Origin of the sequence: Brevundimonas vesicularis, from assembly GCF_014204545.1 — a bacterium.
Taxonomy (GTDB): Bacteria; Pseudomonadota; Alphaproteobacteria; order Caulobacterales; family Caulobacteraceae; genus Brevundimonas; species Brevundimonas vesicularis_B.
Map to the genome: position 1 here is coordinate 168,412 of NZ_JACHLJ010000002.1, position 26,060 is coordinate 194,471.

The 26,060-nt window shown below is 66.8% G+C and carries 32 protein-coding genes and 1 other RNA gene; 20 read left to right on the forward strand and 13 right to left on the reverse strand.

The window, feature by feature from the left end:
• Positions 1-47 precede the first annotated feature (47 nt).
• Positions 48-1,733, forward strand: coding sequence for a lytic transglycosylase domain-containing protein (locus HNP47_RS08905; protein ID WP_184279274.1), 1,686 nt, complete (start codon positions 48-50; stop codon positions 1,731-1,733).
• Positions 1,734-1,737: 4 nt separating this feature from the next.
• Here HNP47_RS08905 and HNP47_RS16395 read toward each other — a convergent pair whose 3' ends face one another.
• The 3 genes from HNP47_RS16395 to HNP47_RS08915 are packed head-to-tail and all read right to left on the reverse strand — an operon-like array spanning position 1,738 to position 2,916.
• Entirely contained in the window at positions 1,738-1,869 is a 132-nt protein-coding gene (locus HNP47_RS16395; protein ID WP_260394756.1) for a hypothetical protein, read from the reverse strand.
• A gap of 35 nt (positions 1,870-1,904) precedes the next feature.
• Entirely contained in the window at positions 1,905-2,573 is a 669-nt protein-coding gene (locus tag HNP47_RS08910) for a glutathione S-transferase family protein (protein WP_184279275.1), read from the reverse strand.
• A 22-nt stretch (positions 2,574-2,595) separates the two neighbouring features.
• Positions 2,596-2,916 (reverse strand): multidrug efflux SMR transporter, encoded by a 321-nt coding sequence (locus HNP47_RS08915; RefSeq protein WP_184279276.1) that lies wholly within the window; start codon positions 2,914-2,916, stop codon positions 2,596-2,598.
• Positions 2,917-3,078: 162 nt separating this feature from the next.
• Between HNP47_RS08915 and purB the strand changes: the two genes are divergently transcribed.
• The 4 genes from purB (at position 3,079) to HNP47_RS08935 (ending at position 6,399) form a co-directional block, all read left to right on the forward strand.
• On the forward strand, positions 3,079-4,377 hold the full coding sequence (gene purB / locus HNP47_RS08920) for an adenylosuccinate lyase (protein WP_184279277.1): 1,299 nt from the start codon (positions 3,079-3,081) through the stop codon (positions 4,375-4,377).
• A 3-nt stretch (positions 4,378-4,380) separates the two neighbouring features.
• Complete coding sequence (locus HNP47_RS08925; RefSeq protein ID WP_184279278.1) at positions 4,381-5,112, forward strand: 2OG-Fe(II) oxygenase family protein; 732 nt, start codon at positions 4,381-4,383, stop codon at positions 5,110-5,112.
• Positions 5,109-5,618 (forward strand): DNA-deoxyinosine glycosylase, encoded by a 510-nt coding sequence (locus tag HNP47_RS08930; protein WP_184279279.1) that lies wholly within the window; start codon positions 5,109-5,111, stop codon positions 5,616-5,618. Before HNP47_RS08925 ends, HNP47_RS08930 begins: the two co-directional genes overlap by 4 nt.
• 148 nt (positions 5,619-5,766) lie before the next feature.
• On the forward strand, positions 5,767-6,399 hold the full coding sequence (locus tag HNP47_RS08935; protein WP_055752966.1) for a fasciclin domain-containing protein: 633 nt from the start codon (positions 5,767-5,769) through the stop codon (positions 6,397-6,399).
• Between the two features lie 184 nt (positions 6,400-6,583).
• Here HNP47_RS08935 and HNP47_RS08940 read toward each other — a convergent pair whose 3' ends face one another.
• Positions 6,584-6,907, reverse strand: a complete 324-nt coding sequence (locus tag HNP47_RS08940) for a DUF1476 domain-containing protein (RefSeq protein WP_039244540.1) — start codon at positions 6,905-6,907, stop codon at positions 6,584-6,586.
• Between the two features lie 289 nt (positions 6,908-7,196).
• On the opposite strand from HNP47_RS08940, the gene purC reads away from it, so the two are divergent.
• The 7 genes from purC to HNP47_RS08975 all read left to right on the forward strand — a co-directional run bounded on the left by purC (position 7,197) and on the right by HNP47_RS08975 (position 12,216).
• A complete protein-coding gene (gene purC / locus HNP47_RS08945) occupies positions 7,197-7,955 on the forward strand; it encodes a phosphoribosylaminoimidazolesuccinocarboxamide synthase (protein WP_055752965.1) in 759 nt (252 codons plus the stop codon).
• Positions 7,955-8,206 (forward strand): phosphoribosylformylglycinamidine synthase subunit PurS, encoded by a 252-nt coding sequence (gene purS / locus HNP47_RS08950; protein WP_184279280.1) that lies wholly within the window; start codon positions 7,955-7,957, stop codon positions 8,204-8,206. The genes purC and purS overlap by 1 nt, the downstream gene beginning before the upstream one ends.
• Before the next feature lie 96 nt (positions 8,207-8,302).
• Positions 8,303-8,782, forward strand: a complete 480-nt coding sequence (locus HNP47_RS08955; RefSeq protein ID WP_184279281.1) for a YbhB/YbcL family Raf kinase inhibitor-like protein — start codon at positions 8,303-8,305, stop codon at positions 8,780-8,782.
• Positions 8,783-8,842: 60 nt separating this feature from the next.
• Entirely contained in the window at positions 8,843-10,045 is a 1,203-nt protein-coding gene (locus tag HNP47_RS08960) for an MFS transporter (RefSeq protein WP_184279282.1), read from the forward strand.
• A 33-nt stretch (positions 10,046-10,078) separates the two neighbouring features.
• Positions 10,079-10,741, forward strand: coding sequence for a phosphoribosylformylglycinamidine synthase subunit PurQ (gene purQ, locus HNP47_RS08965; RefSeq protein ID WP_184279283.1), 663 nt, complete (start codon positions 10,079-10,081; stop codon positions 10,739-10,741).
• Between the two features lie 103 nt (positions 10,742-10,844).
• Positions 10,845-11,555 (forward strand): hypothetical protein, encoded by a 711-nt coding sequence (locus HNP47_RS08970; RefSeq protein WP_184279284.1) that lies wholly within the window; start codon positions 10,845-10,847, stop codon positions 11,553-11,555.
• A gap of 7 nt (positions 11,556-11,562) precedes the next feature.
• A complete protein-coding gene (locus tag HNP47_RS08975; RefSeq protein ID WP_184279285.1) occupies positions 11,563-12,216 on the forward strand; it encodes a MalM family protein in 654 nt (217 codons plus the stop codon).
• A gap of 3 nt (positions 12,217-12,219) precedes the next feature.
• Here the strand turns inward: HNP47_RS08975 and HNP47_RS08980 are convergent, their stop codons facing one another.
• Together HNP47_RS08980 and HNP47_RS08985 are read right to left on the reverse strand one after the other, a co-directional pair.
• Positions 12,220-12,387 carry a hypothetical protein gene (locus tag HNP47_RS08980; protein WP_184279286.1) on the reverse strand — a complete coding sequence of 56 codons (168 nt, stop codon included), beginning with the start codon at positions 12,385-12,387 and terminating at the stop codon, positions 12,220-12,222.
• Between the two features lie 56 nt (positions 12,388-12,443).
• Positions 12,444-12,863: a hypothetical protein gene (locus HNP47_RS08985; protein WP_311770062.1), complete on the reverse strand. Its 420-nt coding sequence runs from the start codon at positions 12,861-12,863 to the stop codon at positions 12,444-12,446.
• 75 nt (positions 12,864-12,938) lie between these two features.
• On the opposite strand from HNP47_RS08985, the gene HNP47_RS08990 reads away from it, so the two are divergent.
• Complete coding sequence (locus HNP47_RS08990) at positions 12,939-13,736, forward strand: hypothetical protein (RefSeq protein WP_184279287.1); 798 nt, start codon at positions 12,939-12,941, stop codon at positions 13,734-13,736.
• A 3-nt stretch (positions 13,737-13,739) separates the two neighbouring features.
• Here HNP47_RS08990 and HNP47_RS08995 read toward each other — a convergent pair whose 3' ends face one another.
• Positions 13,740-13,985 carry a Tat pathway signal protein gene (locus tag HNP47_RS08995; RefSeq protein WP_184279288.1) on the reverse strand — a complete coding sequence of 82 codons (246 nt, stop codon included), beginning with the start codon at positions 13,983-13,985 and terminating at the stop codon, positions 13,740-13,742.
• Positions 13,982-14,122, reverse strand: a complete 141-nt coding sequence (locus tag HNP47_RS09000) for a hypothetical protein (RefSeq protein ID WP_153922446.1) — start codon at positions 14,120-14,122, stop codon at positions 13,982-13,984. The genes HNP47_RS08995 and HNP47_RS09000 overlap by 4 nt, the downstream gene beginning before the upstream one ends.
• A 110-nt stretch (positions 14,123-14,232) precedes the next feature.
• Between HNP47_RS09000 and purL the strand changes: the two genes are divergently transcribed.
• The 6 genes from purL to HNP47_RS09030 all read left to right on the forward strand — a co-directional run bounded on the left by purL (position 14,233) and on the right by HNP47_RS09030 (position 21,665).
• Positions 14,233-16,449, forward strand: coding sequence for a phosphoribosylformylglycinamidine synthase subunit PurL (gene purL / locus HNP47_RS09005; RefSeq protein ID WP_184279289.1), 2,217 nt, complete (start codon positions 14,233-14,235; stop codon positions 16,447-16,449).
• The gene (locus HNP47_RS09010; RefSeq protein ID WP_184279290.1) at positions 16,446-16,883 is read left to right on the forward strand and encodes a DUF305 domain-containing protein; all 438 of its coding nucleotides are present in this window, start codon (positions 16,446-16,448) and stop codon (positions 16,881-16,883) included. Before purL ends, HNP47_RS09010 begins: the two co-directional genes overlap by 4 nt.
• A 2-nt stretch (positions 16,884-16,885) precedes the next feature.
• Positions 16,886-17,347 (forward strand): hypothetical protein, encoded by a 462-nt coding sequence (locus HNP47_RS09015; protein WP_184279291.1) that lies wholly within the window; start codon positions 16,886-16,888, stop codon positions 17,345-17,347.
• A gap of 94 nt (positions 17,348-17,441) precedes the next feature.
• Positions 17,442-18,845, forward strand: coding sequence for a cytochrome P450 (locus HNP47_RS09020; RefSeq protein ID WP_184279292.1), 1,404 nt, complete (start codon positions 17,442-17,444; stop codon positions 18,843-18,845).
• Between the two features lie 72 nt (positions 18,846-18,917).
• Positions 18,918-19,997: a glycosyltransferase family 4 protein gene (locus HNP47_RS09025; protein WP_260394757.1), complete on the forward strand. Its 1,080-nt coding sequence runs from the start codon at positions 18,918-18,920 to the stop codon at positions 19,995-19,997.
• A 102-nt stretch (positions 19,998-20,099) separates the two neighbouring features.
• Positions 20,100-21,665, forward strand: coding sequence for an alkaline phosphatase (locus HNP47_RS09030; RefSeq protein ID WP_184279293.1), 1,566 nt, complete (start codon positions 20,100-20,102; stop codon positions 21,663-21,665).
• Positions 21,666-21,669: 4 nt separating this feature from the next.
• Here HNP47_RS09030 and HNP47_RS09035 read toward each other — a convergent pair whose 3' ends face one another.
• The 5 genes from HNP47_RS09035 to HNP47_RS09055 form a co-directional block, all read right to left on the reverse strand.
• Positions 21,670-22,491, reverse strand: coding sequence for a TIGR00282 family metallophosphoesterase (locus HNP47_RS09035; protein WP_184279294.1), 822 nt, complete (start codon positions 22,489-22,491; stop codon positions 21,670-21,672).
• Positions 22,492-22,501: 10 nt separating this feature from the next.
• Complete coding sequence (locus tag HNP47_RS09040) at positions 22,502-23,074, reverse strand: 5-formyltetrahydrofolate cyclo-ligase (RefSeq protein ID WP_260394758.1); 573 nt, start codon at positions 23,072-23,074, stop codon at positions 22,502-22,504.
• A gap of 52 nt (positions 23,075-23,126) precedes the next feature.
• Positions 23,127-23,287: non-coding RNA, 6S RNA (gene ssrS / locus HNP47_RS09045), on the reverse strand.
• Between the two features lie 63 nt (positions 23,288-23,350).
• Positions 23,351-23,680, reverse strand: a complete 330-nt coding sequence (locus HNP47_RS09050) for a cell division protein ZapA (protein ID WP_184279295.1) — start codon at positions 23,678-23,680, stop codon at positions 23,351-23,353.
• On the reverse strand, positions 23,680-23,928 hold the full coding sequence (locus HNP47_RS09055) for a hypothetical protein (protein WP_184279296.1): 249 nt from the start codon (positions 23,926-23,928) through the stop codon (positions 23,680-23,682). Before HNP47_RS09055 ends, HNP47_RS09050 begins: the two co-directional genes overlap by 1 nt.
• Before the next feature lie 94 nt (positions 23,929-24,022).
• On the opposite strand from HNP47_RS09055, the gene tkt reads away from it, so the two are divergent.
• Entirely contained in the window at positions 24,023-26,014 is a 1,992-nt protein-coding gene (tkt, locus tag HNP47_RS09060; protein WP_184279297.1) for a transketolase, read from the forward strand.
• Positions 26,015-26,060 lie beyond the last annotated feature (46 nt).

The following is a 26,060-nucleotide window of genomic DNA, read 5'->3' on the forward strand; positions in this document are numbered from 1 at the left end:
CACGCGCCCGTAGCTTACGCGCGTCGCCAACGAGGGGGCCGCCGCTTATGTTTCTGTTCCGCCGCGCGATCCTCGCGTCGACGCTTGTTCTCGCGTTCTGCGCCGCCACGACGGCCGCGACCGCCGAGACGCCTTACGGGCCAACCGCCGAGGCCGGGACCGGTTCCGGACGTCCCACCGCGCTGAGCTCGGCCGACAGAATCTCCTACACCACCGCCTTTGACGCTCTGCGACGCGGCGACATCGAGACGGCCCGCACGGCGGCCCGTCAGGCGCAGGACCGCGTGCTACTGGGTCAGGTCGAGTTCGAAAGCCTGTTCCATCCCGATCATGTCGCCACCTACGAAGAGCTGACGGCCTGGCTTGAGACCTATTCGGATCTGCCGTGCGCGGACCGGGTCTATACGCTGGCGCTGCGTCGTCGCCCCGACGGCGCGCCCGAGCCGGTGCGGCCCGGCGGCGTGATCGGCCGCACCTGGAACAGTCTGGTCAGCGCCGTGTCCGGCGACGGCGGCGTCACCGATCCGGCCAAGGCGGCGCGCGTCGCCTATAACAACGACGACCTGACCGGCGCCTCGGCCCTGGGTCGCCAGATCGGCGACTGGTGGACGGTCGGCCTGGCGGAATGGCGTCTGGGCCAGTTCCACGAATCCTTCGCCGCCTTCGAGCGCGTCGCCAACGATCCGACCGAGGACGCCTGGGTGCGCGCCGGCGCCGCCTTCTGGACCGCGCGCGCCGCCGCGCAGTCGGGTCGTCAGGATCGCGTCACCGACTATCTGCGCCTGTCGGCCCAGTGGCCCGCCACCTTCTACGGCCAGATCGCCCTGCGTCAGCTCGGAGAAGAGCCGACGATCGAGAACATGGGCCCCCGCGCCTATGAGGCCGAGCCCCGCCTGCGCCGCGCCGCCTATGTGCCCCAGAGCGCCGCCGTCGAACCGACCGCCCTGGAAGCCTTCGTCCAGGCCGACGCCCGCGCCAAACGCACCGTCGCCTTCTATGAGGTCGGGCGCAACGCCGATGCCGAGACCGAGCTGCGGTCCGGGCTGCGCACCGCCGTCGGCGATGCGGCCAAGATGTGGACGGCCCTCGCGCGCGCCATCCTGCCGGTCAACAACGGCGACGCCACCCGCATCGACGCGACCCGCTATCCGATGCCGGACCTGACGCCCGAAGGCGGCTTCGTCATCGAGCGCGCGCTGGTCTACGCCCTGGCGCGCAAGGAAACCGACTTCAACCCGAACGCCCGTTCCAGCGTCGGCGCCTACGGGCTGATGCAGGTCATGCCGACGACGGCGGCCGAGATGACCGGGGATCCCACCTTCGTTTCGGACCCGACCAAGCTGCTGGTCCCGGCGGTCAACATGCGTCTGGGCCAGGCCTATATCAACAAGATGCTGGCCCTGCCGGCCTTCCAAGGCGATCTGCTGCGGGCCGTGGCCTCCTACAACGCCGGGCCGGGGCCGATGCTGGCGGCGGTCAGGAAGCTGGGCGCGGACGCCGATCCCCTGCTCTTGATCGAGACGATCGACGTGCCCCAGGCGCGTGACTACGTTGAAAAGGTCATGGCCAGCTACTGGATCTATCAGCGGCTGTTCGGCGGTCCGCTCAAGACCTTGGACGCCGTCGCGGCGGGCGCGCGCGCCGTGCCGATGGCGCTGGATTACGTCGCCCCGCCGCCGCAGGCCGAGCCGGTCCTGATCGCCGAGACGACGCCCATCGCCGGCGCGCGCTGACCTCTTAGAAGACCGCGAACAGCAGGCTGGCCCAAAACGCCGCCCCGACCAGGGCCGCAAGCCCATAGGCCAGGACCGGATTGAGGCCGCGCGCAGCGGCTTGGGTCGAAGAGTTTGGCAGGACCGGGCGCGTCATCCCCATCGAGATAACAGCGTCCGCTTAACGCTGCGTCAGCCGGGATGGTTGTCGCGCGTTAAGCCCAGCGCATCGGCTTCCCATTCCAGGAAGTGGGGATGAGCCAGCAAGGTCTCGGCATAGGCCCGGGCCGTGCCGTCGTCTCCGTGGGCGGCAAGGTCCAACTGGAAATGGCGGATGCGGGCGGCGACCGGCGTGAAGAAGGCGTCCGGCACGGACCAGTCGCCAAACAGATACGGCCCACCTGCGCCAAACCGCCCACGCAGGCTCCGCCACAGTTCGACGATCCGGCGCAAATCCTTGGCCAAACCCGGATGGTCCGGTGCGGGTGCGCGACTGGGGCCAACCATCCAGTGATCCGGGCCGGTTGAACAGGCCGTGCGCAAGCCGGTGAAGCCGCCATGCATCTCGCACGCCGCCGAACGCGCCAGCCAGCGCGCATGGGCGTCCGACGGCCAGAGGCGGGCTTCGGGATAGCGTTCGGCCGCCCAGACGGCGATGGCCATCGAATCCCAGATCACCTCGCCCTCGACCTTCAGCACCGGGACAAGACCGGACGGCGAATGCTCGCGGATGCGCTGATCGGTGTCATGCTGGTTCAGCGGCACGATGATCTCGTCGAAGACCGCGCCACAATGTTTCAGCACCAGCCACGGCCGCAGCGACCACGTCGAATAGGCCTTGTCGCCGATCACCAGTTCCATCACGCGTCTCCTGTCGCCGCCATCAATGGCTCGCCGCCAGCTTCGACACAACCAGGCCCGATGCGACCAAGGCGACACCCGCGATCCTGAGCGGCGTCAGCGGCTCGCCCAGAAAGACCGCGCCCGCCACAAAGGCGCCGACCGCGCCGATGCCGGTCCAGATGGCGTAGGCCGTGCCCAGCGGCAGGGTCTTCATCGCCAGCGACAGCAGACCGAACGAACCGATCATGAAGACGATCATCCCCACCGTCGGCCACGGTCGCGTGAAGCCGGCGGAAGCCTTCATCAAAAACGCCCAGACGACTTCGAGCACGCCGGCGAAAAGAAGGAATACCCAGGCCATGACATTCTCCCTGCATGGCGTCGGGTCGTCCCGGCGTCGGTCCCATGTGGGGGAGGTCGTCCTCCTAAAAGCGCGCTGAATCTGGGACAACGGCTGGCAAAGTCAACCGCGCCGCCCCGCAAACCTTGACTCTGCGCCCCCCACGACCGACACGACCCGCCCATGATCACGCGCTACTCCCGCCCCGTCGCCGCCGCCATCTGGTCCCAGGAAACCAAGTACAAGATCTGGTTCGAGATCGAGGCCCACGCCGCCACGAAGATGGCCGAGCTGGGCGTGATCCCCAAGGAATCGGCCGACGCTATCTGGGCCAAGGGCAAGGATGCGACCTTCGACGCCGATCGCATCGACGAGATCGAGCGCACCACAAAGCACGACGTCATCGCCTTCCTGACGCACGTCGCCGAGATCGTCGGCGAGGAAGCCCGCTTCCTGCACCAGGGCATGACCTCGTCGGACGTGCTGGACACCTGTTTCGCGGTTCAGCTGGCGCGGTCGTCGGACCTGCTGATCGAGGGCGTCGACCGGGTTCTGGCCGCGCTGGAGACCCGCGCCAAGGAGCATAAATACACTCCGACCGTGGGCCGCTCGCACGGCATCCACGCCGAGCCCGTCACCTTCGGCCTGAAACTGGCCGGCTATCATGCCGAGTTCCAGCGCGCCAAACGCCGCCTGATCACCGCCAAGGACGAGATCGCCACCTGCGCTATCTCGGGCGCCGTCGGCACCTTCGCCAATGTCGACCCGGCGGTCGAACAGTATGTCGCCGACCAGATGGGCCTGACCGTCGAGCCGGTTTCGACCCAGGTCATCCCGCGCGACCGCCACGCCGCCTTCTTCGCCGCCCTGGGCGTCGTCGCCTCATCGGTCGAGCGTCTCGCCGTTGAGATCCGCCACCTGCAGCGCACCGAAGTCCTTGAAGCCGAAGAGTTCTTCGACAAGGGTCAAAAGGGCTCGTCGGCCATGCCGCACAAGCGCAACCCGATCCTGACCGAGAACCTGACCGGCTTGGCCCGTCTGGTCCGCTCGGCCGTGACGCCCGCGATGGAAAACGTCGCCCTTTGGCATGAGCGAGACATCAGCCACTCGTCGGTCGAGCGCGGCATCGGCCCGGATGCCACCATCCACCTGGACTTCGCCCTGCACCGTCTGGCCAATGTGGTCGAGCGGCTGAACGTGTATCCCGAGAATATGCAGAAGAACATCGACCGCCTGGGCGGTCTGGTGCATTCGCAGCGGGTGATGCTGGCCCTGACCCAGGCCGGCGTGTCGCGCGAAGACGCCTATGCCGCCGTGCAGGAGAACGCCATGAAGGTCTGGCGCGGCGAAGGCGCCTTCCTGGATTTCCTGAAGGCCGACGAGCGCGTCACCCTGCCCGCCGACCAGCTCGAGGCCCTATTCGACCTCGGCTACCACACCAAGAACGTGGACGTGGTGTTCAAGCGGGTGTTCGGAGACTGAGGCATGAGCGAGCGCACGATCCGGCTCAATCCCCGGCTCGATCCCCGCGACTATGCGGCGGCCTATGCGCGCGACGGCATGGTGCAGGTTCCCGATTTGCTGGACGCGGCGAGCGCTGAGTGGCTTGAGCTCGCCCTCGAACACGACACGGCTTGGCATCTGTCTTTAAAAACGCCGGAGGGCGGCAAGCTGCTGTCGCCGCAAGACATGCAGGCCATAGGCCGCGATGCGATCGGGGCTCAGATACAGCGCGCGTTGGCAGAGGGTCGCGACGGTTTCTCGTTCATTTATCTGGCCTATCCGATCATCACGACCTTGCTGACCGGCAAGGACGAAGGCCATGCGACGCACGCCCTGGTGCAGTTCTTCAACGACACGCCCTTCACCACATTCGCCAAGACGGTAACCGGCGAAGCGAGCGTGACCAAGATCGACGCGCAAGCCACCTGGTTCCGGCCCGGCGACTTCCTAACCCAGCACGACGACACAGGCGTCGGCGAGCGGCGGGCGGCCTATACGCTGGGTCTTTCGCGCGATTGGCGGCCGGATTGGGGCGGCCAGTTGCTGTTTCACGACGCCAATGGCGATATCGAGCGGGGCTTCAAGCCGGGTTTCAACGTCTGGACGGTGTTCAAGACGCCCCGCCAGCACTCTGTCGCACCAGTCTCCGCCTACGCAGGCGGCAAGCGCCGCTCGATCACCGGCTGGCTGCGCGACGATCCGCCGGTCAAGTGACGGACCATACGGGCGATCGCAGGCTGGGGTTTGCACCCGTCGTCGATACGGAAACCCGATTGTTGATCCTGGGCAGCTTGCCCGGCGACGCCTCCCTGAAGGCGGCGCAGTACTACGCCCATCCGCGCAACGCCTTCTGGCCCCTGATCGGCGGCGTGCTGGGCGAAGACCTTCTAGCCCTCCGCTATCAGCAGCGGCTGGATCGATTGACGGCGCGCGGCGTGGGACTGTGGGATGTGATTGCTTCGGCGGAACGGTCGGGCAGTCTGGATGCGGCGATCCGCTCGCCGGAGGCCGCTGATCTGCGCGGACTGATCGGCGGCTTGCCGCGGTTGAAGGCAGTCGCCTTCAATGGCAAGCTGGCGGCCAAGTTGGGACGGCGCATTATCGGCGACGTCGCAGGCGTCTGCTTTATCGACCTGCCTTCGTCCAGCCCCGCTCATGCGATCCCACTGACGAGCAAGGCGAACATTTGGAATTCGTTGACGGATCTGTTTGAGCAATAGGTTTCATGTTGCGAAGCAGCATAGAAATGCGCGCGAAAACTGAATGGTGAAGCTGCGATGTCTTGTCGCGCGACATGCATCCATTGTGCGGTGTCGCGCGTAACGTTCCCGTTACCGCCTTGAGAGCGGCCCAAAGGGAACGAAACACATGACCAAACTTCGCAATCTTATGCTCGTCGCCGTCTCTGGCGGCGCGCTGATGGCGCTCGGCGCCTGCGGCAACAACGAGCCGGCCGCCACGACGCCGGCGGAATCGACTGCAATGGCCCCGGCTGACGGCGCCGCCATGGCGCCCGCAACCGACCCGATGGTGGGCGGCGCGGCCATGAGCCCGAACGAGACCATCGTCGCCAACGCTTCCAAGGCCTCCAACCTGACCACCCTGGTCGCCGCCGTGAAGGCCGCCGGCCTGGTCGACACCCTGCAAGGCGCGGGGCCGTTCACGGTCTTCGCCCCTGACAACGCCGCCTTCGAGAAAATCCCCGAGGCGACGCGCACCAGCCTGATGCAGCCAGCGATGAAGGCTGATCTGACCAAGATCCTGACCTACCACGTGGTCGCCGGTCGCTTGACGGCCGCCGATATCGCTGCCCAGGCCGAGGCCAACGGCGGCACCGCCACGCTGAAGACGGTTCAGGGTGAAGAACTGAAGGTTTCGGCCGGCCCGAACAACACCTGGGTCATCACCGACGCCAAGGGCGGCAAGTCCACGATCACTCAGGCCGACGTGGGCCAATCCAATGGCGTCGTCCACGTCGTCGACACGGTTCTGATGCCGTAAAAAATATTTGGTTTCGGGCGGCGACGCCTGAAACCAAATCTCGGCCCTGGTGTTCTTCAGGGGCGCGAGACGCAGAGTACGCCGGGTGAGACATCCCCCAACGTCCCCGGCAAGAAGAAAGGGCCGCACTTTCCCCCGGGTGCGGCCCTTTCGAATTATCAGATCAGTTCGAAGACCGAGGCGATTACTCGCCGGCGCGGATCTGCTCGCGGGCGATCGAGGCCAGTTCGTCGATCTTAGAGCGAATCTCGCCCTCCGAAACCGACAGCCCCGAGGCCTTGAAGTCGCCGGCGACCTTGCGGAACACGTCCTCGTCTCCCGGCTGTTCGAAATCGGCGCGCACCACGGCGGCGGCGTACTGGTCCGCGCTTTCGCTCGACAGGCCCATCTTTTCCGCAGCCCAAAGGCCCAGCATCCGGTTACGCCGGGCGATGGCCTTGAACTCCTGCTCCTGATCGAGGGCGTATTTGGCTTCGAAGGCCTTTTCCCGATCGTCGAAGGTCGTCATTTCGCTCAGCAAAGCTCCGTCCACCCCGCTAACGTCGGGGCAAGCGCCGTCTATAGACCGCCCGCCCGCGAACGCAACCTGACTTCCGTCGCATGGACATCCTGTCCCCAATGATTGCGGCGCCGGCCATCCTCATTTGTATCGAAGGCCGCCTTCGGCTAAGGAGACCCCGAACGAGATTGACTGCCCGAACGATTCCGAAACGCGCCGCCAGGACCGGGTCTTCCCCCTCCACATATGGCCGCGCGATTTTTGTTTCTGGAGGGCGCCCGTAAGCCGGGACCGGACCATGAACAGCAAGCGCAAGAAGATCTACGAAGGCAAGGCCAAGATCCTGTACGAAGGACCCGAGCCCGGCACCCTGATCCAGTATTTCAAGGACGACGCCACCGCCTTCAACGCGCAGAAGAAGGCCGTTCTCGAAGGCAAGGGCGTGGTGAACAACCAGATCAGCGAGTTCATCATGTCGCGCCTGAACGGCATCGGCGTGACAAACCACTTCATCAAGCGTCTGAATCTGCGCGAGCAGCTGATCCGCGAAGTCGAGATCATTCCTCTGGAAGTCGTGTGCCGCAACATCGTCGCCGGCTCGATGAGCCAGCGCCTGGGCATCGAAGAAGGCACGCCCCTGCCCCGTTCGATCATCGAATTCTACTACAAGAAGGATGAGCTCAACGACCCAATGGTCACCGAAGAGCACATCACCGCCTTCAACTGGGCCTCGACCCAGGAGCTGGACGACATGCTGGCGATGACGGTGCGGGTGAACGACTATCTGTCGGGCATGTTCAGCGCCGTCGGCATCACCCTGGTCGATTTCAAGATCGAGTTCGGTCGGGTGTGGGAAAACGACTTCAGCCGCGTCCTGCTGGCCGACGAGATCAGCCCCGACAGCTGCCGCCTGTGGGACGCCTCGACCGGCGAGAAGCTGGACAAAGACCGTTTCCGCCGCGACCTGGGCAATGTGATTGAAAGCTATACCGAAGTCGCGCGTCGCCTGGGCATCATGAAGGGCATGCCCACGGTGATTCAGGGAGGACTGCACTGATGGCCCCAACCGCTTCAAGCAAGGTCAAGGTTCACGTCTTCCTCAAGCCGGGCGTCCTGGACGTTCAAGGCAAGGCCGTCGAAGGCGCCCTGCAGGGTCTGGGTTGGTCGGGCGTCTCCAACGCCCGCGTCGGCAAGCTGATCGAGTTCGACCTCGCCGGCGTCGAAGATCCGCAAGGCGAAGCCAAGAAGATGTGCGAGCAGCTGCTCGCCAATACGGTGATTGAAAGCTACCGCATCGAGGCGGCTTAAACTCTGCTGTCTCCTTTCCCATGTCGCGGGAAGGAGACGGTTGCATCCTTCGGCATCGACGCCAGTTTAGCAGACGGCTTGATTGACGGAGCGCCCATGACCTTCACCCTCACCTCCACCGATATCCAGGACGGCGGCGTGCTGCCGGACGCCCAGGTTCACGCCAAGGGCAATCAATCGCCCCAACTGTCTTGGTCAGGCGCGCCGGCGGGGACCACGAGCTATGCGATCACCTGCTATGATCCCGATGCGCCGACCGGCTCGGGCTTCTGGCACTGGACAGTGGCCAATATCCCGGCGGACGTGACCGAGCTGCCGGCCGGCGCCGGCTCGCCAGGCGGGCATCTGCCCCACAGCGCCATCCAAGGCCGCACCGACTATGGTCAGCCCGGTTTCGGTGGCGCCGCCCCGCCGCCCGGCCATGGTCCGCACCGGTACATCTTCACCGTCTTCGCTGTGGACGTTGAGAGCCTGAACGTGACGGCCGACAACTCCGGCGCCGTCTTCGGCTTCAACCTGCATTTCCACACCTTGGCCAAGGCGTCGATCACCGCGACCTACGAAAACAAAGCGTGATCGTTGCGGGGCGGCGTCGCCCTTGTGGCGTCATGAACGCTGATTAGTTTGCAGCGCAACATGACCGACGCCGCCATCGACACCTCCCTTCCCGTCCGCTCGCGCGGGGCGGTCGCCCTCGTGCTGATCGCCCTGGCCATGGGCGGGTTCGCGATCGGCGTGACCGAGTTCGCGGCCATGAGCATTCTGCCGGACTTCGCCGCCGGGCTGGGCGTCGATGCGCCGACCGCCGGCCACGTCATCAGCGCCTATGCCGCCGGCGTCGTGGTCGGCGCGCCGATCCTGGCGGTTCTGGGCGCGCGATATCCGCGCTGGCTGCTATTGATCGCCTTCATGGCCCTGTTCGCCATAGGCAATGTGGCCAGCGCCTTGGCCCCGACCTATCACTGGATGCTGGTCTTCCGCTTCCTCAGCGGCTTGCCGCACGGGGCCTATTTCGGCGTGGCGGCCTTGGTCGCGGCCTCGATCGTGCCGCTGCATTTCCGCACGCGCGCGGTCTCGACCATCCTGATGGGGCTGACAGTCGGGACCGTCCTGGGCGTACCCGTCGTCAACATCATCAGCCACGCCCACGGCTGGCGCTGGACCTTCGCCATCGTCGGCGTGCTGGCGGTTCTGACCATGGCGCTGGTCGCCCTTTTCGCACCGCGCGATCCGGCCCATCCCGACGCCAGCCCCTGGCGCGAACTGGGCGCCCTGAAGCGCCGTCAGGTCTGGCTGACGCTGGGCGTCGGCGCCATCGGTTTCGGCGGGATGTTCGCGGTCTACGCCTATCTGGCCTCGACCCTGCAGGCGGTGACGGGCGCCAGCCCCGGCGTTATGCCCTGGGTCTTCGCCGTCTTCGGCGTGGGCATGTTCCTGGGCAACATCCTGGGCGCCTGGGCGGCGGACCATCTGGGGTTCAAGGCGGCGGGCGGCCTGTTGCTGTGGAGCGCGGCGGCGCTGGCCCTGTATCCGTTGGCGGCGCCTCACCTGTGGGCCGTGATGGTCGTGGTTTTCCTGATCGGGGGCGGGGGCGGCTTGGGTTCGATCCTGCAGACGCGGCTGATGGACGTCGCCGGCGACGCCCAGACCCTGGCGGCGGCGCTCAACCACTCGGCGTTCAACACGGCCAACGCCATCGGCCCGCTGCTGGGCGGGATGGCGATCGCGGCGGGCTATGGCTGGGCCTCGACCGGCTGGGTCGGCATGGGCCTATCGCTGGGCGGCTTCGTGATCTTCCTGATCGCCTGGCTGACCGGCCGGGCGCGCGCGACGGCCTGACAAGGCGAAAGAAGCCTGCTAAAGGCCCGCGCCATGAGCGCAGCCGTCATCGTCTTCCCCGGTTCCAACTGTGATCGCGACTGCAAAGTCGCCGTCGAACGCTCCACTGGCGAGCCTGTCTCGATGGTGTGGCACGCCGAGACCGAACTGCCCCAGGGCTTGAACCTGATCGTCATCCCAGGCGGCTTCTCCTACGGCGACTATTTGCGCTGCGGCGCCATGGCGGCCCAGTCGCCGGTCATGCAGGCGGTCAAGAAGGCTGCAGACGACGGCGTCGCCGTGGTCGGCATCTGCAACGGCTTCCAGATCCTGTGCGAGGCCGGAATGCTGCCCGGCGCACTGCTGCGCAACAAGGGTCTGAAATACGTCTGCAAGCCCATCGCATTGACCGTCGCCAACGGCCAGACCCGCTTCACCGCCGGCTATCAGGGCCAGCGCGAAGTGACGATGACCCAGGGCAACGGCGACGGAAACTTCTTCGCCGACGCCGAAACCCTGGCCCGGATCGAGGGCGAGGGTCAGGTCGTCTTCCGCTACGTCGACAACCCCAACGGCTCGGTCAACGACATCGCCGGCATCCAGAACGCGCGCGGTAATGTGCTCGGCATGATGCCCCACCCGGATCGCGCCTTCGAAGCGGAACTCGGCTCCGCCGACGGCGCGACCCTGTTCCAGAGCATATATGCGGCGGCTTGACGCACCCTTCCGCTAGGCCTGAACGCTAAGCGATGATCGTCGCTCGCCCAAGTTGACAACCTCCCCGCGCCGCGCCATCCAACTGGCATTGGGGGAGTTCAAAATGATCAAGAAGTTCGTCGTTGTCGCATCCGCGATGCTCGTCACCGCATGCGCCACGCCCTACGTTGCGAGGCCGTATGAGCGCGCGGACTCGAACGTGCGCACCATCACCGTCTTGGACGATTCAGCGGAAGACCAGGCGATCGCCTACGAAGTCGCGTCCATGGGTTCGAACTTCGGCCTGATCGGCGCGCTGGTCGACGCCGGCATCCAGGCCGAGCGCCGGGCGGCGCTGAACCGCGCGCTGCAGACGGCGTCCTTCGACGGCGAAACCCTGTTCGAGACGCGACTGGCCGAAAGACTCGGCTCGCAAGGCTATCAGGTCAAGGTGCAGAAGACGGACGCGCCGCGCGGGAAGCGTGATTTCCTGGTCAGCTATCCGACGCCGGAGGGGCCGGTGGACGCCTATATCGACGTCGTCGTCACCCACTACGGTTATCTTTCGGCGGGCGCTTTCCAACCCTTCCGGCCATCCGTGGGGGCCAAGGTTCGCCTCGTGGCCGCCAATGACCCGACCAAGATCTTGATGGACAACCGCATCGTCTACAACATGATGAACACCGAAGGCTCTGGCGCCATCACCCTGTCGCCGAACCCGGCCTATGAGTTCAAGAACCGCGAGGCCTTGCTGGAAGACCCGGCGCGCACCGCGGCTGGCATCCAGGACGCACTGTATCAGGTCGCCGACACCGCGGCCCAACTGCTGCGCTAGTCTCGCCATGCGTTTCGTCTTCGCATCCGTTGTCGCCTCGGGCGTCGTGGGGTTGGCCGGTTGCGTGACCGTCGCGCCGCCCGCGCCCGCCACGCTGACGTTCGACCGCACAGACTGCATGGCAGTGGACCTGACAAAGGCGATTAGCCTGACCCCTCCGAAGGAACAGGCGGTCCACTATGTCTCGGCGCCCGTCGACCAGACTGCGCCCTGCGCGGCTCTCGACGGTGCGTCCTCGGCCTATGTTCTGTTCGCCATTCCAGCCGACACCGAAGACAAGACCCTGACCGTAGGAGCCTATCTGGAGCCTTTGCGCATTTTGTCGCCGGCCGTGACGGTTTTCGATGCCGAGGGTCGTTTGACGCGCCGTTTCGGTTCCGAGGAGTTCATGTACCGCGGCATGAACTATTCGGTCTTGTTCAGACCGCGCGCCAACGAGCGCTTCGTGATGGTGTCCAGCGATCCGTCACGTGTGGGCCAGCGATATGATTCCATCAGCATCGGAACGAGTGCGACAACGGCTTACACAGGCTACGGGACCGCGACCATCGTAAGTGGCGTTGACAGTGCGCAATCACGGGTCTTTTCCTACGACGGATTGGCCCAGGTGACGGTGAACGACGCCGACACCAAGGAAGAGGCCGCCGCTCCCAGGCCCTGAGCGTCAGGCGGTCTCGTCATCCGTATCGGGCGCTTCGTCCGGCGTAATCACGCCGCCCGGTTCGCGCTGGGCGGCCAGCTCGCGGGCGCCGACGCCGAGGCCCTGTTCGATGGCGCGGTTGGCGGCGACTTCGTCTTCGAGCGCGGGCTGGGTGTTTTCGGTATCGGCCATGATGGGCTCCTAAGTGTGGATTGCATCTGACAACCACGCGGTCGGGCCGATTGTTCCTAACGGCCGAAAAACGGCTCAAGGCTGGCGCGCGATAGCGGACGGAAGATCAGGAACTGACCGTCCACCGTCACCGTGACCTCGTGCGCCTGAGGGCGCTGTAGCAAGGCAGGGTCGTCGAGCGACACGGCGCGGCCCGAGGCGATATCGCGCGCATCCAGCGCCGGCGTCGTAGGCCGTCCGTTCTCGTTGGCGAGAGCCGACAGGAAGCCCTGCACCTCATTGGCCTGCTGCTGAGGCGTTAGGGCTGCTCGAACACGTGACCAGGCAGTCTGGACCGAAATGGGCAGCGGCGCTCCGGTCGTCTGCGCGGACGCCTGGCCCGCGACCATTACCAATGCGATCAACAGAGCCGGCAGGGAGGCTTTGAGCGTCATGTCGGGCAGGATGAAGCCGCCGGCCGCCAATGCAAGCTTCACTTTTCTGCCGGCCGCGGTGAACCTTCTGGCGTGGCGAGGCGTAAAGGCGGGAACAAGCGTCGCACTGGAAATCGAATGTCCTCCATAATCCGTCCCACGCCCCGCCAACGCACCCGTCGTCTGGTCGTCCTGGCCGCCGCGCTGTTCGCCGTCATCGTGCCTCTGGTTCAGAACCTGGCTGGCCTGGGCTTGAACCAGGCCGAGTTCGCCGCCGACGGCGCCAGCACCCTTCGCGTTGCGGGCTACGCCTTCTCGATCTGGGGCCTGATCTATATCGGCATTCTGGCCTATGCGATCCGTCAGGCCCTGCCCCAGACGGGTGAAAGCCCGCTGCTGGGCCGGATGGGCCTGCCGTCCGCTGTCGCCTTCTTCGGCATCGGCTTCTGGATCATTGTCGCGGCTATGAACCTGAAGGCCGCCAGCGTGGGCGTGATCTTCGCCTCGCTGATCGCGCTGTTGCTGCCGATGCTGGCCGTATCCGGCCACATCCGCGCGCTGCGGATGTTCGATCGCGAGCGCATCCTGCTGGTCTGGCCGCTGGCGGGCTTGGCGGGCTGGCTGACGGTGGCTGCGCCGCTGAACCTGATCACGACGGCGACCGCGTTCAACGCTCTTCCCGCCGCCCTGTCGCCCGACCTTTGGGCCATCGTCGCCATCGTCGCAGTCACAGTCGTCGCCTTGGCGGTGACGGCGGTGCTGCGCACCCTCGCCTATCCGCTGCCGACGGCCTGGGGCCTTCTGGGCGCGTTCGTCGCCGAACAGGCGGACAAGCCGACCGTCGCCTTCACGGCCTTGGCCGGCGCGATCGTCCTGCTGATCGGCGGCTTGCTGCTGACCTTCCGCCTGCGACCCGGCGTCGAACGCGCTCGCTAAATCTCAGGGTTTGTCGGTGACCGCGTCGTCCTGAGGCGCGTGGTCATCGGCGCCCACGTCGAAGGCGCCGGTTTCATCGAAGCCGACGCTGCCGACCCCCACGGCCGAACCGGTCAGCCGCTGACGACGGCTGGCCAGAGCCGCTTCAGGCGCTGCGGCGTCCATCTCTGCGGTTGTTTCTGGATCATTGGAACGATCCATCTGCTGGCCCGAGGCCGGGACGATGCGGTCGGTGTGGGGCTTGCTCACGCCTCGTCCTCCTCGGCGTCATCGGCCTGTTTCTGAGCCCGTTCGGCCAGGGCGGAGGCGCCGGCGTCGTCGGCGGCGATCTCGGGCAGGTCGTCATCTTCGGGGGTGGCGGCGGGGTCGATGGGCGTGTCGGTCATGGCGGCTCCTTTGGCTGTCGACGGAATCAACCACCTGCGATGGACGATGTTCCCCGATGTTGCGCCGCGCGGGCTGACATTCGGCCCATCTGCGGCTAGAAGCGCCGCCCATGAGCGCTCTGCAAAAGACCATGGCTGAATTGGCCGCCGAATACGGCCTGGCCCCCAATGAATATCAGGTCGTCCTCGACCGGCTGGGGCGCGAGCCCAACCATGTCGAGCTGGGCGTCTTCTCGGTCATGTGGTCCGAGCACTGCTCCTACAAGTCGTCCAAGATTCACCTGGGCAAGTTCCCCACGACCGGCGAGCGCGTCATCTGCGGGCCGGGCGAGAACGCCGGCGTGATCGACATCGACGACGGCGACGCCTGCATCTTCAAGATGGAGAGCCACAACCACCCCTCCTACATCGAACCCTACCAGGGTGCGGCGACGGGCGTGGGCGGCATCATGCGCGACGTCTTCACCATGGGCGCACGCCCGGTGGCCCTGCTGAACGCCCTGCGTTTCGGCGATCCCGGCCACGAGAAAACAAAACGCCTGGTCAAGGGCGTGGTCTCGGGCATCGGCGGCTACGGCAACTGCGTCGGCGTACCCACGGTCGCCGGCGAGACCAACTTCCACAAAGGTTACAACGGCAACATCCTGGTCAACGCCATGTGCGTCGGCCTGGCCCGGGCCGACGAGATCTATTATTCGGCCGCGCCTGAGGCGGGCCATGACGTGGTCTATTTCGGGTCCAAGACCGGTCGCGACGGCATCCACGGCGCCACCATGTCCTCGACCGAGTTCGACGACGAGTCGGAGGCCAAACGCCCCACGGTTCAGGTCGGAGACCCCTTCGCCGAAAAGCTGCTGATCGAGGCGACGCTGGAGCTGATGGCGTCCGGCGCCGTCGCCGCCATTCAGGACATGGGCGCGGCAGGCCTGACCTCCTCCTCCGTCGAAATGGCGGGCAAGGGCGGCGTCGGCATCGAACTGAACCTCGATAAGGTGCCGCAGCGCGAAACCGGCATGACGGCCTATGAGATGATGCTGTCGGAAAGCCAGGAGCGGATGCTGGCGGTGCTGAAGCCCGGCTATGAAGATGTCGGCTATCGCATCTTCCAGAAGTGGGGCCTGGACTTCGCCGTCATCGGCGTGACCACCGACACCGGCCATCTGGTGCTGAAGCATCACGGCGAGACCGTCTGCGACGTGCCCCTGGCGCCCCTGTTTGACGACGCGCCCCTATATGATCGGCCCTGGGTCCAGCCGGAGCTTCAGCCCAAGCTGAACCACTCGGACATTGCTGCGCCCGAGAACTGGGCTGATGCGGTGATGAAGGTCGTCGCCTGCCCCGACATGGCCTCCAAGCGCTGGATCTGGGAACAGTACGACCGCCACGTCATGGCCGACACGCTGCAGGATTCTTCGACCGGCGCCGACGCCGGCGTGGTGCGCGTGCACGGCACGGACAAGGGTCTGGCCGTCACCTCGGACTGCACCCCCCGCTATGTCCAGAACGACCCCTATGAGGGCGGCAAGCAGGCGGTGGCCGAGGCCTGGCGCAACCTGACCGCCGTGGGCTCGCGTCCGATCGCGATCACGGACAACCTGAACTTCGGCAACCCGCAGCGCCCGGAGATCATGGGCCAGATCGTGCGCGCCATCGACGGCATGGCCGAGGCCTGCCGCGAACTGGTCTTCCCGGTCGTGAGCGGAAACGTGTCGCTCTATAACGAGACCAACGGCGTCGCCATTCCGCCGACCCCGACCGTGGGCGCCGTTGGCCTTCTGCCCAACTATGACGTGGTGACCGGGTTCTCGACCATGGCCGAGGGCGATGCGCTGGTCCTGATCGGCCAGACCCAGGGCGAACTGGGCGCCTCCATCTATCTGCGCGAGGTTCTGGGCCGCGAGGACGGCGCTCCGCCGCCCGTCGACCTGAAACTGGAAAAGAAGACCGGCGATTTCGTGCGCGACCGGATCGAGGCGGGCGAGCTGACCGTGGTTCACGACCTGTCGGACGGCGGCCTGATCGGCGCCGCCGCCGATCTGGCGCTGGCCTCCGACGTCGGCGTGACGCTCGACGCCTCCAGCGCCGCCCACGCCCATATCTTCCTGTTCGCCGAGGATCAGGCCCGTTACCTGGTCGCCGTGCCTGACGCCGACGCCATCATCGCCAAGGCGCGCGAGGCGGGTCTGCACGCTTCGGTCGTCGGCCATGCGGGCGGCGCCGCCTTCGCCTCCAAGGGCGACAAGGGCGAATTGTTCAGCATCCCCGTCGCCCACCTGCGCGAATGGCACGAAGGCTGGATGCCCGGCTGGCTGGGCGACGCCGCATGATCCGTGCCCTCGCTCCCCTGGCCCTGCTCGGTCTGCTGAGCGCCTGCGACGGCGGCGGTGATCCGGTGGAGCAGGCGCTGCGCGACACCTCCGCCGCCAACCAGGCCGGGGCGGCGCGCACGACTGAACAGATGCAAGCCGCCAGTCATGCCGGTCACGATATGGGCGGGGCCACGCCAGGAGACAGCGCCTTCGCCGCCTCCGAGGCCGAGATGCACCGCAAGATGGCCGCCGCCTCGGGTCAGACGATCGACCAGGCCTATGTCGCCAAGATGATCGCCCACCACGAAGGCGCCGTCGCCATGGCCAAGGTCGCCCTGCGCGACAGCCGCGATCCCGAAATCCGCCGCATGGCCCAGAGCGTCGTTGACACGCAGACGCGCGAGATCGCCGAAATGAAGGCCTGGGCGCCGACCGCCCCTCCGGCGAACTGAGATTGGCTAAGGGACCCTATCGCGGCGGCGGAAAGCCAGCGGGGGCCACCCGCACCAAGGCCGCGTCGGCTGGGCGGCCGTCTTCCAAGCCTTCGCAGATCACCAGAGACGAGCTGAAGCATTTCGCCTTTCGCGATCGCTCCAAAGAGGCATTTCTGGATGAGCTCGATCCCCTGCTCCGCGCCTGTTTCAAGAGCGGCTTCACGCGGCCTAACGAGGTCGCCGGCCTGCTGAACAAGGCCGGCAAGAGCACCGCCTGCGGCCAGCCATGGACGCCTCACCTCGTCTGGGGTCTTCAACGCTTCCTTTTCGAACGGCGCGAAAAGAAGAGAGCGGCTCAGGCCGCTGCCCCCGCAGCGACGGTTTCGAAACCCGTCGTCTCCAGCCAGCGCGCTAAAGACCTGGCCGCCGAAGATATGACGCGGCTGCTCGCCGCGATCGGCAGGGCGCGCCCGTCGCGTTGACGTCGCATTGATCTCGCATGAACGCAGGAGCCGGATGGCGCGTTTCAGCAGCGATGCGCCTGGCTGAACCGGCGATTTGAACAGGGAGCGTCTGATGGACGCGACGACCGCCGACACCGTCTTCCGCCCTGCCATACCGCCCCGGCGCGCGGGCAAGCCGCTGTCGCTGCTGCCCTTCCTGTGGATCAGCTGGCGCGATCCGATCCAGATGTGGTCCGAGCGGCATTTCACCGAGCCGCAACTGCATGGATCTTCGGCCTTTGGCGAAATCCTGGTGGTCAGCCATCCCGAGGGGGTGCGTCATGTCCTGACCGAGAACGCCGCCAACTATGTGAAGGGCGATCTGCAACGGCGTGTGCTGGGGCCGATGCTGGCCGAGGGCCTGCTGCTGACCGAGGGCGAGGTCTGGCGTCGCGCCCGGCGCATCCTCGCGCCCCTGTTCACCCCCGCCAAGATGGCCACGCTGAACGCCCGGATGGCCGAGGTCTGTCACGCGCGCGTGGCCGCCTGGTCGCTGTCGGCGCGCGGGCGGGTGCTGGATATCGACAGCGAAATGTCGGGCCTGACCTTCGACATTCTGTCGGCGACCATGTTCTCGGACGAGCTCGGCGGCGAAGCGCGCGGGTTCGAGCGGGCGCTGAACCAGTTCCTGGCCAATGGCGCGCGCATCGATCCGCTGGACGTGCTGGGCGCGCCGGACTGGGCCCCGCGCCTGGGCCGCTTGGCCAGCTTCCGCTCGGCCCGCTTCTTCGAGCAGCGCGTCACCAAGTTGGTCGAAGCCCGCCGCGCCCGGATCGAGCATGGGGCCGGAACGGGCGAGGCGCCGCCCGACGACCTGCTCAGCGCGCTTCTGCTGGCCCGCGACGAGAACGGCGGACCCGGCCTGACCGACGAGGAGGTCGCGGCCAACATCCTGACCTTCATCCTGGCGGGGCACGAGACGACGGCCCGCGCCCTGGGCTGGACCCTGCATCTGCTGTCGCGCCAACCGGAGTATCTGGCCCGGCTCCAGACCGAGGCCGACGCCTTCGACGTCTCGGATCCGAAATGGGCCGAGTCCCTGCCCTGGACCCGCGCCGTGCTGGAGGAGACGATGCGTCTGTTTCCGCCCGCCCCGACCATGGCCCGCAAGGCCCTGGCCGATGACGAGATCGGCGGACAGACGATCAAGGCGGGCGCCACCGTCATCATCTCGCCGTGGATCCTGCAGCGTCACCAGCTGCTGTGGGAGGACCCCGACGCCTTCAAGCCTGAGCGCTTCCTGCCCAAGAACCGCAAGGCCATCGGTCGCTACGCCTACATCCCCTTCAGCGCCGGCCCCCGCGTCTGCATCGGCGCCGCCTTCGCTCTGCAGGAGGCGATGATCGCGCTCGCCGCCATCCTTCGGGTCGCCGATGTCGAAGCTCTGACCACGGTGGAACCCCGTCCGGTACACCAGATCACCCTGCGCAGCCGCGACCCCATGCGACTGCGGCTCAGGGCGCGACGCAAAAGTTAATCAAGCCGCGCCGTCGCCGTTCCGCCACGAACCGTCTATAGGTCGCGCCGACCTTCCCACTGGAGGCGACCTTTGCGCACCGCCATCCTGCTCCCTCCGGGCTGCCTGTTTTCCGAAGCCCAGCCGAACTCGATGGAGACGGTGGTGCGGACGATGGCGGGCGTCGATCAGGGCGGCGAGACGCGCATCTTCTGCTGTCAGGGCGCGGACGACGGCCACGCGCCGGGCGTGGACGCCTTGCCCCCGGGCCGCGTCCGCATGCCGACCTTGATCGATCGGCTGCGCGCCTTTCGGCCCGATGTGATCGAACATCATCAGCAGGTAAAACAGGCGTTGGCGGTGCAGCAGGCCCTGCCCGAGACGCCGCATCTGCTCTATCGCCACAACGCCCTGCGCCCGCCGCGCCACCTCATCGACCGATGGCGTTATCGGGCGCGTTGTGAGCGGCTGGACGGCCTGGTCTTCGTCAGCGTGGCGGAGCGCGACGCCTTCGTGCGCACCTTCCCTGATCTGCACGACCGTGCGTTCGCGGTGCCCAACCCCATCGACGCCGGCGCCTGGCTGGCGTCGCCCGAGGATCGAGAGCCGGTGATCGCCTTCGCCGGGCGCGCCATGCCAGAAAAGGGCGTCGATGTGTTGTGCGCCGCCCTGCCTAGCGTTCTGGACGCCCACCCCGACTGGCGCGCCGTGCTGATGCTGAACGACTGGGACGACCACGCGCGCTGGGCGGCCCGGCATGTCGCGCCGCTAGAAGAGTATGGCGACCGGGTCGAGGTGGTGAAGTCCGCGCCTTTGGGCGAGGTGCGGCGACGGATGCAGACGGCCGCCATCGCCCTGACGCCGTCGGTCTGGGACGAGCCGTTCGGCCTGACGGCGATCGAGGCCCATGCGGCAGGCGCGGCCTTGATCTCGTCCGGGCGCGGGGGCCTGCGCGAAGCCAGCGGGCCGCACGCCCTTTATGTCGATGCGGTCACGCCGCAGACCCTGACCCAGGCCATGGACCAACTGATCCGCAACCCGCAAGAACGGGCGACCCTGGCGCGCGAGGGCCAGCGCTACGTCATGGAGACTCACACCCCGGCCCGACGCGCCGCCGAACTGGCGCAGGTCCGCAGAATCCTGGTGCAGGCCCGCCAGCGGGTGGCGGCCTGACGTCCGGCCCTCGAAGTTTCCCGGCGTTCGAAGACATCCCCACCGCCAGCAAATCTGTCGCATTGCGAGGATAAGGCCGAGCTTCAACTCAGGAAGTGATCCATGACCAGCCTCGTCCTTTCGCGCCGTTCGATACTGGCGGCTTTCGGCGGGGGCCTGGCCCTGTCGAACGGCGGCCCGGCGCTGGCCCAGGCCGTGTTCGACGTGAACCCCTTCCGACTGGGCGTGACGGCCGGCGACCCGCTGCCCGACGGCTTCGTGATCTGGACCCGCCTCGCCCCCGATCCCCTGGCCTATGGATCCGGCATGCCGAACGCCCCCGTGGCGGTGAAGTGGGAGGTCGCGGCCGACCGCGGCTTCAACACCGTCGTCCGCTCCGGCGAGGCGATCGCCCGCCCCGAGCTGGGTCACTCCGTCCACGTCGAGGTCGAGGGTCTGGAGCCTGCCCGTCCCTATTTCTATCGCTTCCAGTGCGGCGACGAGCGCAGCGGCGTGGGTCGCGCCAAGACCGCGCCCGTGGTCGGGTCGTCGCTCGACGCGGTGCGGTTCGGCGTCGCCGGCTGCCAAGCCTACGAGAGCGGCTTCTACACCGCCCACCGCAAGATGGCGGAAGAGGATCTGGATTTCGTCTTCTGCTACGGCGACTACATCTATGAGGGGCGCGGCAACCCCGTCTATCAGTCAGGCGCCGGCCCCCAGGACAACACCCGTGTCCACCTGGGCGGCGAGGTCTACAGCCTGGACGACTACCGCCGCCGCTATTCCCAGTATACGGCCGACACGGATCTGCAGGCCTCGCGCGCCTCGGCGGCGTGGTTCTGCACCTATGACGACCACGAGATCGACAACAACTGGGTCGGCGACCGCGATCAGGACGACACCCCGCCCGAGATCTTCGACCTGCGCCGCGCCGCCGCCATGCAGGCCTTCTACGAATTCATGCCGATGCGGAAGTCGGCCTTCCCGCGCGGCGTCGCCATGCAGGCCTATCGCCGCGCCCAGTACGGCGACCTGCTGGACGTCGCCTTCCTCGACACCCGCCAGTTCCGCTCGGATCAGCCGTGCGGCGATCGCTTCAACGCCACCTGCGCCGGCATCAATGCGAAGGAGGCTCAGGTTCTGGGCGACGCCCAGGAGGCCTGGCTGCTGACAAATCTCGACCGCTCCACCGCCCGCTGGAAGGCCTTGGCCCAGCAGGTCATGATGATGGACCTGAACCGAAACACCTCTGGCGGCCAGGGCGTGAACACCGACAGCTGGGCCGGCTATCGCGTGCCGCGCAACCGCCTCCTCGGCCACATCCGCGACCGCCGCATCGACAATGTCGTGGTCCTGACCGGCGATGAGCATCAAAACTACGCCGGAGGCCTTTGGCTGGACGGCAGTCAGCCGGAGGGCGCGCCCATCGCGGTGGAGTTCGTCGGCACCTCGATCAGCTCGGGCGGAAATGGCTCGGACCGCGGCGGCGACTACGACCGCTTCATGGCCGCCAATCCTCAGCTGAAGTTCCGCAACACCCAGCGCGGCTATCTGGTGTGCGAGGCGACGCCGGAACGCTGGACCACCCACTTCAAGGTGCTGGACAAGGTGTCGACCCGCGACGGCGTCCTGACCACCCGCCAGACCATGGTGGTCGAGGCCGGGTCGAACACGCTGAACCTGGCCTGACGGCTCAGAGGACGGGCACGGCCTGGGACAGCCGACCGCCGACGCGGATCGGCTCGACCCGCGTGGCCAGGCCCGTCTTGTCGTCGGTCTCGACGAAGACGCCGCAGATGGTCGCAGGCCCGGACGCGGGCATGTAGCGGCCACCCGAAATTCGGGTGGTGAAGCGGCGCAGCGGCTCTTCCTTCTCGTTGCCGATCACGCTGTCGTAGTCGCAACAGCCCCCGGCATCGGTTTGATAAGCCGTGCCGCCGGGCAGAATCTGACAGTCGGCGGTGGGCACATGGGTGTGGGTGCCGACCACCAGCGACGCGCGCCCGTCGCAGAAATGGCCCATGGCCATCTTCTCGGACGTGACCTCGGCATGCATGTCCACGATGACGGCATCGGCCACCGCGCCCAGCGGCGCCGCCGCCAGTTCGCGTTCCACCGCCCCGAACGGATCGTCCATCGGGTCCATGTGCACCCGGCCCAGCACATTCATGACCAGGACCGTGCGGCCCGAATGGGTCTCGAACAGATTGGCTCCGGCGCCCGGCGCATCCATCAGGCGCGGATAGTTGGCCGGCCGGATCAGGCGCGGCTCGCGCACGATATAGGTGAGAGCCTCGCGCTGGTCCCAACTGTGGTTGCCCAACGTCAGGCAATCGGCGCCCGCCATGAACAGCTCGCGCGCCGTGTTCTCAGTGATGCCGAAGCCGCCCGCGGCGTTCTCCGCATTCACAACCACGAAGTCGAGTTTCAGGTCCCGCTTCAGGCCCGGGAGATGATCGCTGATACCGTCACGGCCTGACTTGCCGATGACGTCGCCGAAAAATGCCAGTCTCATGCAAAAAGTCTCATTCGAAAGCCGTATAGCCGGTCTCGGTCAGAACGCCATGCAGTCGAATGTCATGAGGCTCCAGCGACAGCCGTTCGACCCTTTGGTCGGCATAGGCGAAACCGACGCGGATGGCGTCGGGTCGCGCGGCGAAGGTCCGGTCATAATAGCCGCCGCCCTGCCCCAGGCGCCCGCCCTGATCGTCGAAGGCCAGCAGCGGCGTCAGGATCAGGTCCGGCATGACGACCTCGGCCAGCGGCAGCGGCGCGGGGCATCCGGCGGTGTCCATCTCCAGCGGCTCGCCGGGCGACCAGGCGCGGAACTCCATCGGCGCGTCGCGCTGGACCACGACCGGCAGGCACAACCGGCGGCCCGCCGCCTCCAGCGCCGCAGCCAAGGCGTCGGTATCCAGCTCCGACCCCATGGCGCGATAGAGCGCGACGATCCGAGCGGCAGGAAGCGCATCGGCATGGTCCGCCGCCCGGCTGGCTGCCAGCGGGTCGGCCTCGGCCAGACGCTTGCGCAAGGCGCGGGCGGCCGATCGAAGTTTGTGCTTGGCCTGGATCATCGAACCGCCCCTACGCGTGCTCATGCAGAGAGCCGCCGCACGGCGAGCGATAGCACACTCGCAAAGAGAGGAAGGTGGCGGCGCCGCACGAACCGTGAAGAACGTTTAAATCCTCTCGACCTGGGTAGCCAGGTGGGCTCCGTATGCCCAAGCCCTCGAGCCCGGACAGGGACAGATCCCTATGAGTGAATTAAGGTCAGAAGGATATGTTGTCTTCGACGTGAGCCGCAGCATGACCCGCCGTCGATCAAGATAGGCCTTCGCCGGCCCCGACGCCAGCATCCGCAGCGGAATAATCGCCTAGAGGTTTTGGGCGATCTTTTCGATCCGCGCGGCGACGGCGTTCAGCGCCTCGGCGACCCCGTCCGTCGAAGCCGCCGCCGGCGCTGTCGCTGTCGCTGACAAAGGGCTCGCCTTGCCGGCGTTCAGCCGCGCCTCATGCAGTTCGTCGGCCAGGATCAGCGCGGACATCAGAAACAGCCGCAGATCGCCGACGTGGCCCACGTCGCCTGCGACCTGACGCACTTGGTTGTCGAACTGTTTGGCCAGGATGCGGACCCGCTCTTCCTGCCCGTCGGCGCAACCCACCGCATAGGGGCGTCCGTTGACCTCGACCGTCACCGTCGCCATCAGCTGGCCTCGCTTTCGGCCAGTGCCTCGCGCACGGCCTGGGCGGCGCGGCCCAGCGCCTCGGACGCCTCACGCCCGGCGGCCTCCAGTTCGGCCACGCGCTGGTCGGTGGCACGCGGTGCGAACAGATCATCGTCCGCGATCGGGGGCGCCGAGGCGGGCCGCGCCTTCAGCTCCATAATCTTGCGTTCCAGTTCGGCCAGGGCGCGGTCGATACGCGCCCGTGCGGCCGTGGTGGCGTCTGCCATCGGTCGCTCCTTTAGATTCCGTATAGAAGCCGACGACGCGCCGGGGTAAAGGGGCGCGCCCCCTTTTTCCGCCTTTCCAAACGAGGTCTCCACAGTGACCGACGCCAAAACCGCACCAAAGGCCACGCCCGAGCAGATGGCGAACGCCATCCGCGTCCTCGCCATGGACGGCGTCGAGAAGGCCAAATCCGGCCACCCAGGCATGCCGATGGGCATGGCCGACGTCGCCACGGTGCTGTTTTCTCGCTTCCTGAAGTTCGACGCCTCCCGCCCCGACTGGGCCGACCGCGACCGCTTCATCCTGTCGGCCGGCCACGGCTCGATGCTGATCTACGCCTTGCTGCACCTGACCGGCTATAAGGCCGCGACGAAGGAAGAACTGTCCAACTTCCGTCAGTGGGGCTCCAGGACCGCGGGCCACCCGGAGTACGGCCACATGCCGGGCGTCGAGGTCACGACCGGTCCGCTGGGTCAAGGTCTGGCCACCTCGGTCGGTTTCGCCATGGCCGAGCGCCATCTGGCGGCGAAGTACGGCGATGATCTGGTCGATCACCGCACCTGGGTCATCGCCGGCGACGGCTGCCTGATGGAAGGCGTGTCGCAGGAAGCCATCGCGCTTGCCGGCCGCTATAAACTGAACAAGCTGCACGTCCTGTGGGACGACAACGAGATCACGATCGACGGCAAGGTCTCGCTGTCGGACACAACCGACCAGAAGGCTCGCTTCAAGGCCGCCGGCTGGGCGGTCAAGGCAATCGACGGCCACGACATGAACGCCATCAAGGGCGCGATGAAGTGGGCCATGCGTCAGGACAAGCCCACCCTGATCGCCTGCAAGACCAAGATCGGCAGGGGCGCCGCCACCATGGAAGGCAGCCACAAGACCCACGGCGCGGCCTTGGGCGCCGCCGAGATCGCCGCCACGCGCCTCGGCCTGGCCTGGGATCATGATCCCTTCGAAATGCCCCAGACCATCGCCGACGCCTGGAAGAAGGTCGGCCGTCGCGGCGCCAAGGACCGCAAGAAGTGGGAGGCTCGCCTCGCCGCCTCGGCCCAGGCCGCCGACTTCACCCGCGCCATGAAGGGCGATCTGCCCGAGGCCGCCTTCGACGCCCTGAACGCCAAGATCGCCGAACTGGTCGAGACCCAGCCGGCCCAGGCGACGCGCCAGTCTTCGGGCGCGGCGCTGGACGAACTGTTCGCCGCCATTCCCGAACTGGTCGGCGGCTCGGCCGACCTGACCGGCTCGAACAACACCTTCGTCAAGGGCACGCCGATCCTGGACGCGCCGACCTATGAGGGGCGCTACGTCAACTGGGGCATCCGCGAGTTCGGCATGGCCGCGGCCATGAACGGCCTGGCCTTGCACGGCGGGGTCATTCCTTACGGCGGCACCTTCATGGTGTTTTCGGACTACAGCCGCCCGGCCATCCGCCTGGGCGCCCTGATGGGCGTGCGCGCCATCCACGTCCTGACCCACGACTCGATCGGCCTGGGCGAAGACGGCCCGACGCACCAGCCGGTCGAACATCTGGCGGCTCTGCGCGCCATTCCGAATCTGCTGGTCTTCCGGCCCGCCGACACCATCGAGGCCATGGAATGCTGGCAGATCGCCCTGCAGACAAAGACCGCGCCGTCGGCCCTGGCTCTGTCGCGCCAAAAGACCCCGGCCGTCCGCACCGTCGCCGCGACCGAAAACCTGTCGGCGAAGGGCGCCTATGAGATCAGGCCCGCCTCTGGCGAGGCCAAGGCCACCCTGTTCGGCACCGGCACGGAACTGGCCTTGGCCCTGAAGGCCGCCGAAACCCTCGAGGCCGAAGGCGTCCCGACCCGCGTCGTCTCCGTCCCCTGTTTCGAACTGTTCGAACAACAGGACGCCGCCTACCGGGCCTCGGTCGTCGGCCGCGGCACGATCCGCGTCGCCGTCGAGGCCGCCATCAAGCAGGGCTGGGAAGGCTTCATCGGCGAAGACGGCGCCTTCATCGGCATGACCGGCTTCGGCGCCTCCGCCCCCGCCGAGGTCCTCTACGAGAAGTTCCGCATCACCTCGGACGCCATCGTCGCGGCGGTCAAGGCTCGCTTGTAAAGCCCAAGTCCTCCCCGTGGCGCGACGCACTACGGGGAGGTATTTT

Bases quoted from the DNA above. Each gene is read 5' to 3' on its own strand.
- HNP47_RS08905 (WP_184279274.1), top strand. From the start codon at position 48: ATGTTTCTGTTCCGCCGCGCGATCCTCGCGTCGACGCTTGTTCTCGCG.
- HNP47_RS09000 (WP_153922446.1), bottom strand. From the start codon at position 14,122: ATGACCGACACGCCCATCGACCCCGCCGCCACCCCCGAAGATGACGAC.
- HNP47_RS08925 (WP_184279278.1), top strand. From the start codon at position 4,381: ATGAGCGAGCGCACGATCCGGCTCAATCCCCGGCTCGATCCCCGCGAC.
- HNP47_RS08970 (WP_184279284.1), top strand. From the start codon at position 10,845: ATGATCAAGAAGTTCGTCGTTGTCGCATCCGCGATGCTCGTCACCGCA.
- HNP47_RS08915 (WP_184279276.1), bottom strand. From the start codon at position 2,916: ATGGCCTGGGTATTCCTTCTTTTCGCCGGCGTGCTCGAAGTCGTCTGG.
- HNP47_RS09020 (WP_184279292.1), top strand. From the start codon at position 17,442: ATGGACGCGACGACCGCCGACACCGTCTTCCGCCCTGCCATACCGCCC.
- HNP47_RS08935 (WP_055752966.1), top strand. From the start codon at position 5,767: ATGACCAAACTTCGCAATCTTATGCTCGTCGCCGTCTCTGGCGGCGCG.
- HNP47_RS09055 (WP_184279296.1), bottom strand. From the start codon at position 23,928: ATGGCAGACGCCACCACGGCCGCACGGGCGCGTATCGACCGCGCCCTG.
- purQ (WP_184279283.1), top strand. From the start codon at position 10,079: ATGAGCGCAGCCGTCATCGTCTTCCCCGGTTCCAACTGTGATCGCGAC.
- HNP47_RS09050 (WP_184279295.1), bottom strand. From the start codon at position 23,680: ATGGCGACGGTGACGGTCGAGGTCAACGGACGCCCCTATGCGGTGGGT.
- purC (WP_055752965.1), top strand. From the start codon at position 7,197: ATGAACAGCAAGCGCAAGAAGATCTACGAAGGCAAGGCCAAGATCCTG.
- HNP47_RS08980 (WP_184279286.1), bottom strand. From the start codon at position 12,387: ATGGCCGATACCGAAAACACCCAGCCCGCGCTCGAAGACGAAGTCGCC.
- HNP47_RS09010 (WP_184279290.1), top strand. From the start codon at position 16,446: ATGATCCGTGCCCTCGCTCCCCTGGCCCTGCTCGGTCTGCTGAGCGCC.
- HNP47_RS09040 (WP_260394758.1), bottom strand. From the start codon at position 23,074: ATGAGCACGCGTAGGGGCGGTTCGATGATCCAGGCCAAGCACAAACTT.
- purL (WP_184279289.1), top strand. From the start codon at position 14,233: ATGAGCGCTCTGCAAAAGACCATGGCTGAATTGGCCGCCGAATACGGC.
- HNP47_RS16395 (WP_260394756.1), bottom strand. From the start codon at position 1,869: ATGACGCGCCCGGTCCTGCCAAACTCTTCGACCCAAGCCGCTGCGCGC.
- HNP47_RS08990 (WP_184279287.1), top strand. From the start codon at position 12,939: ATGTCCTCCATAATCCGTCCCACGCCCCGCCAACGCACCCGTCGTCTG.
- HNP47_RS08940 (WP_039244540.1), bottom strand. From the start codon at position 6,907: ATGACGACCTTCGACGATCGGGAAAAGGCCTTCGAAGCCAAATACGCC.
- HNP47_RS08975 (WP_184279285.1), top strand. From the start codon at position 11,563: ATGCGTTTCGTCTTCGCATCCGTTGTCGCCTCGGGCGTCGTGGGGTTG.
- HNP47_RS09035 (WP_184279294.1), bottom strand. From the start codon at position 22,491: ATGAGACTGGCATTTTTCGGCGACGTCATCGGCAAGTCAGGCCGTGAC.
- HNP47_RS09030 (WP_184279293.1), top strand. From the start codon at position 20,100: ATGACCAGCCTCGTCCTTTCGCGCCGTTCGATACTGGCGGCTTTCGGC.
- HNP47_RS08960 (WP_184279282.1), top strand. From the start codon at position 8,843: ATGACCGACGCCGCCATCGACACCTCCCTTCCCGTCCGCTCGCGCGGG.
- purB (WP_184279277.1), top strand. From the start codon at position 3,079: ATGATCACGCGCTACTCCCGCCCCGTCGCCGCCGCCATCTGGTCCCAG.
- purS (WP_184279280.1), top strand. From the start codon at position 7,955: ATGGCCCCAACCGCTTCAAGCAAGGTCAAGGTTCACGTCTTCCTCAAG.
- HNP47_RS08910 (WP_184279275.1), bottom strand. From the start codon at position 2,573: ATGGAACTGGTGATCGGCGACAAGGCCTATTCGACGTGGTCGCTGCGG.
- HNP47_RS08955 (WP_184279281.1), top strand. From the start codon at position 8,303: ATGACCTTCACCCTCACCTCCACCGATATCCAGGACGGCGGCGTGCTG.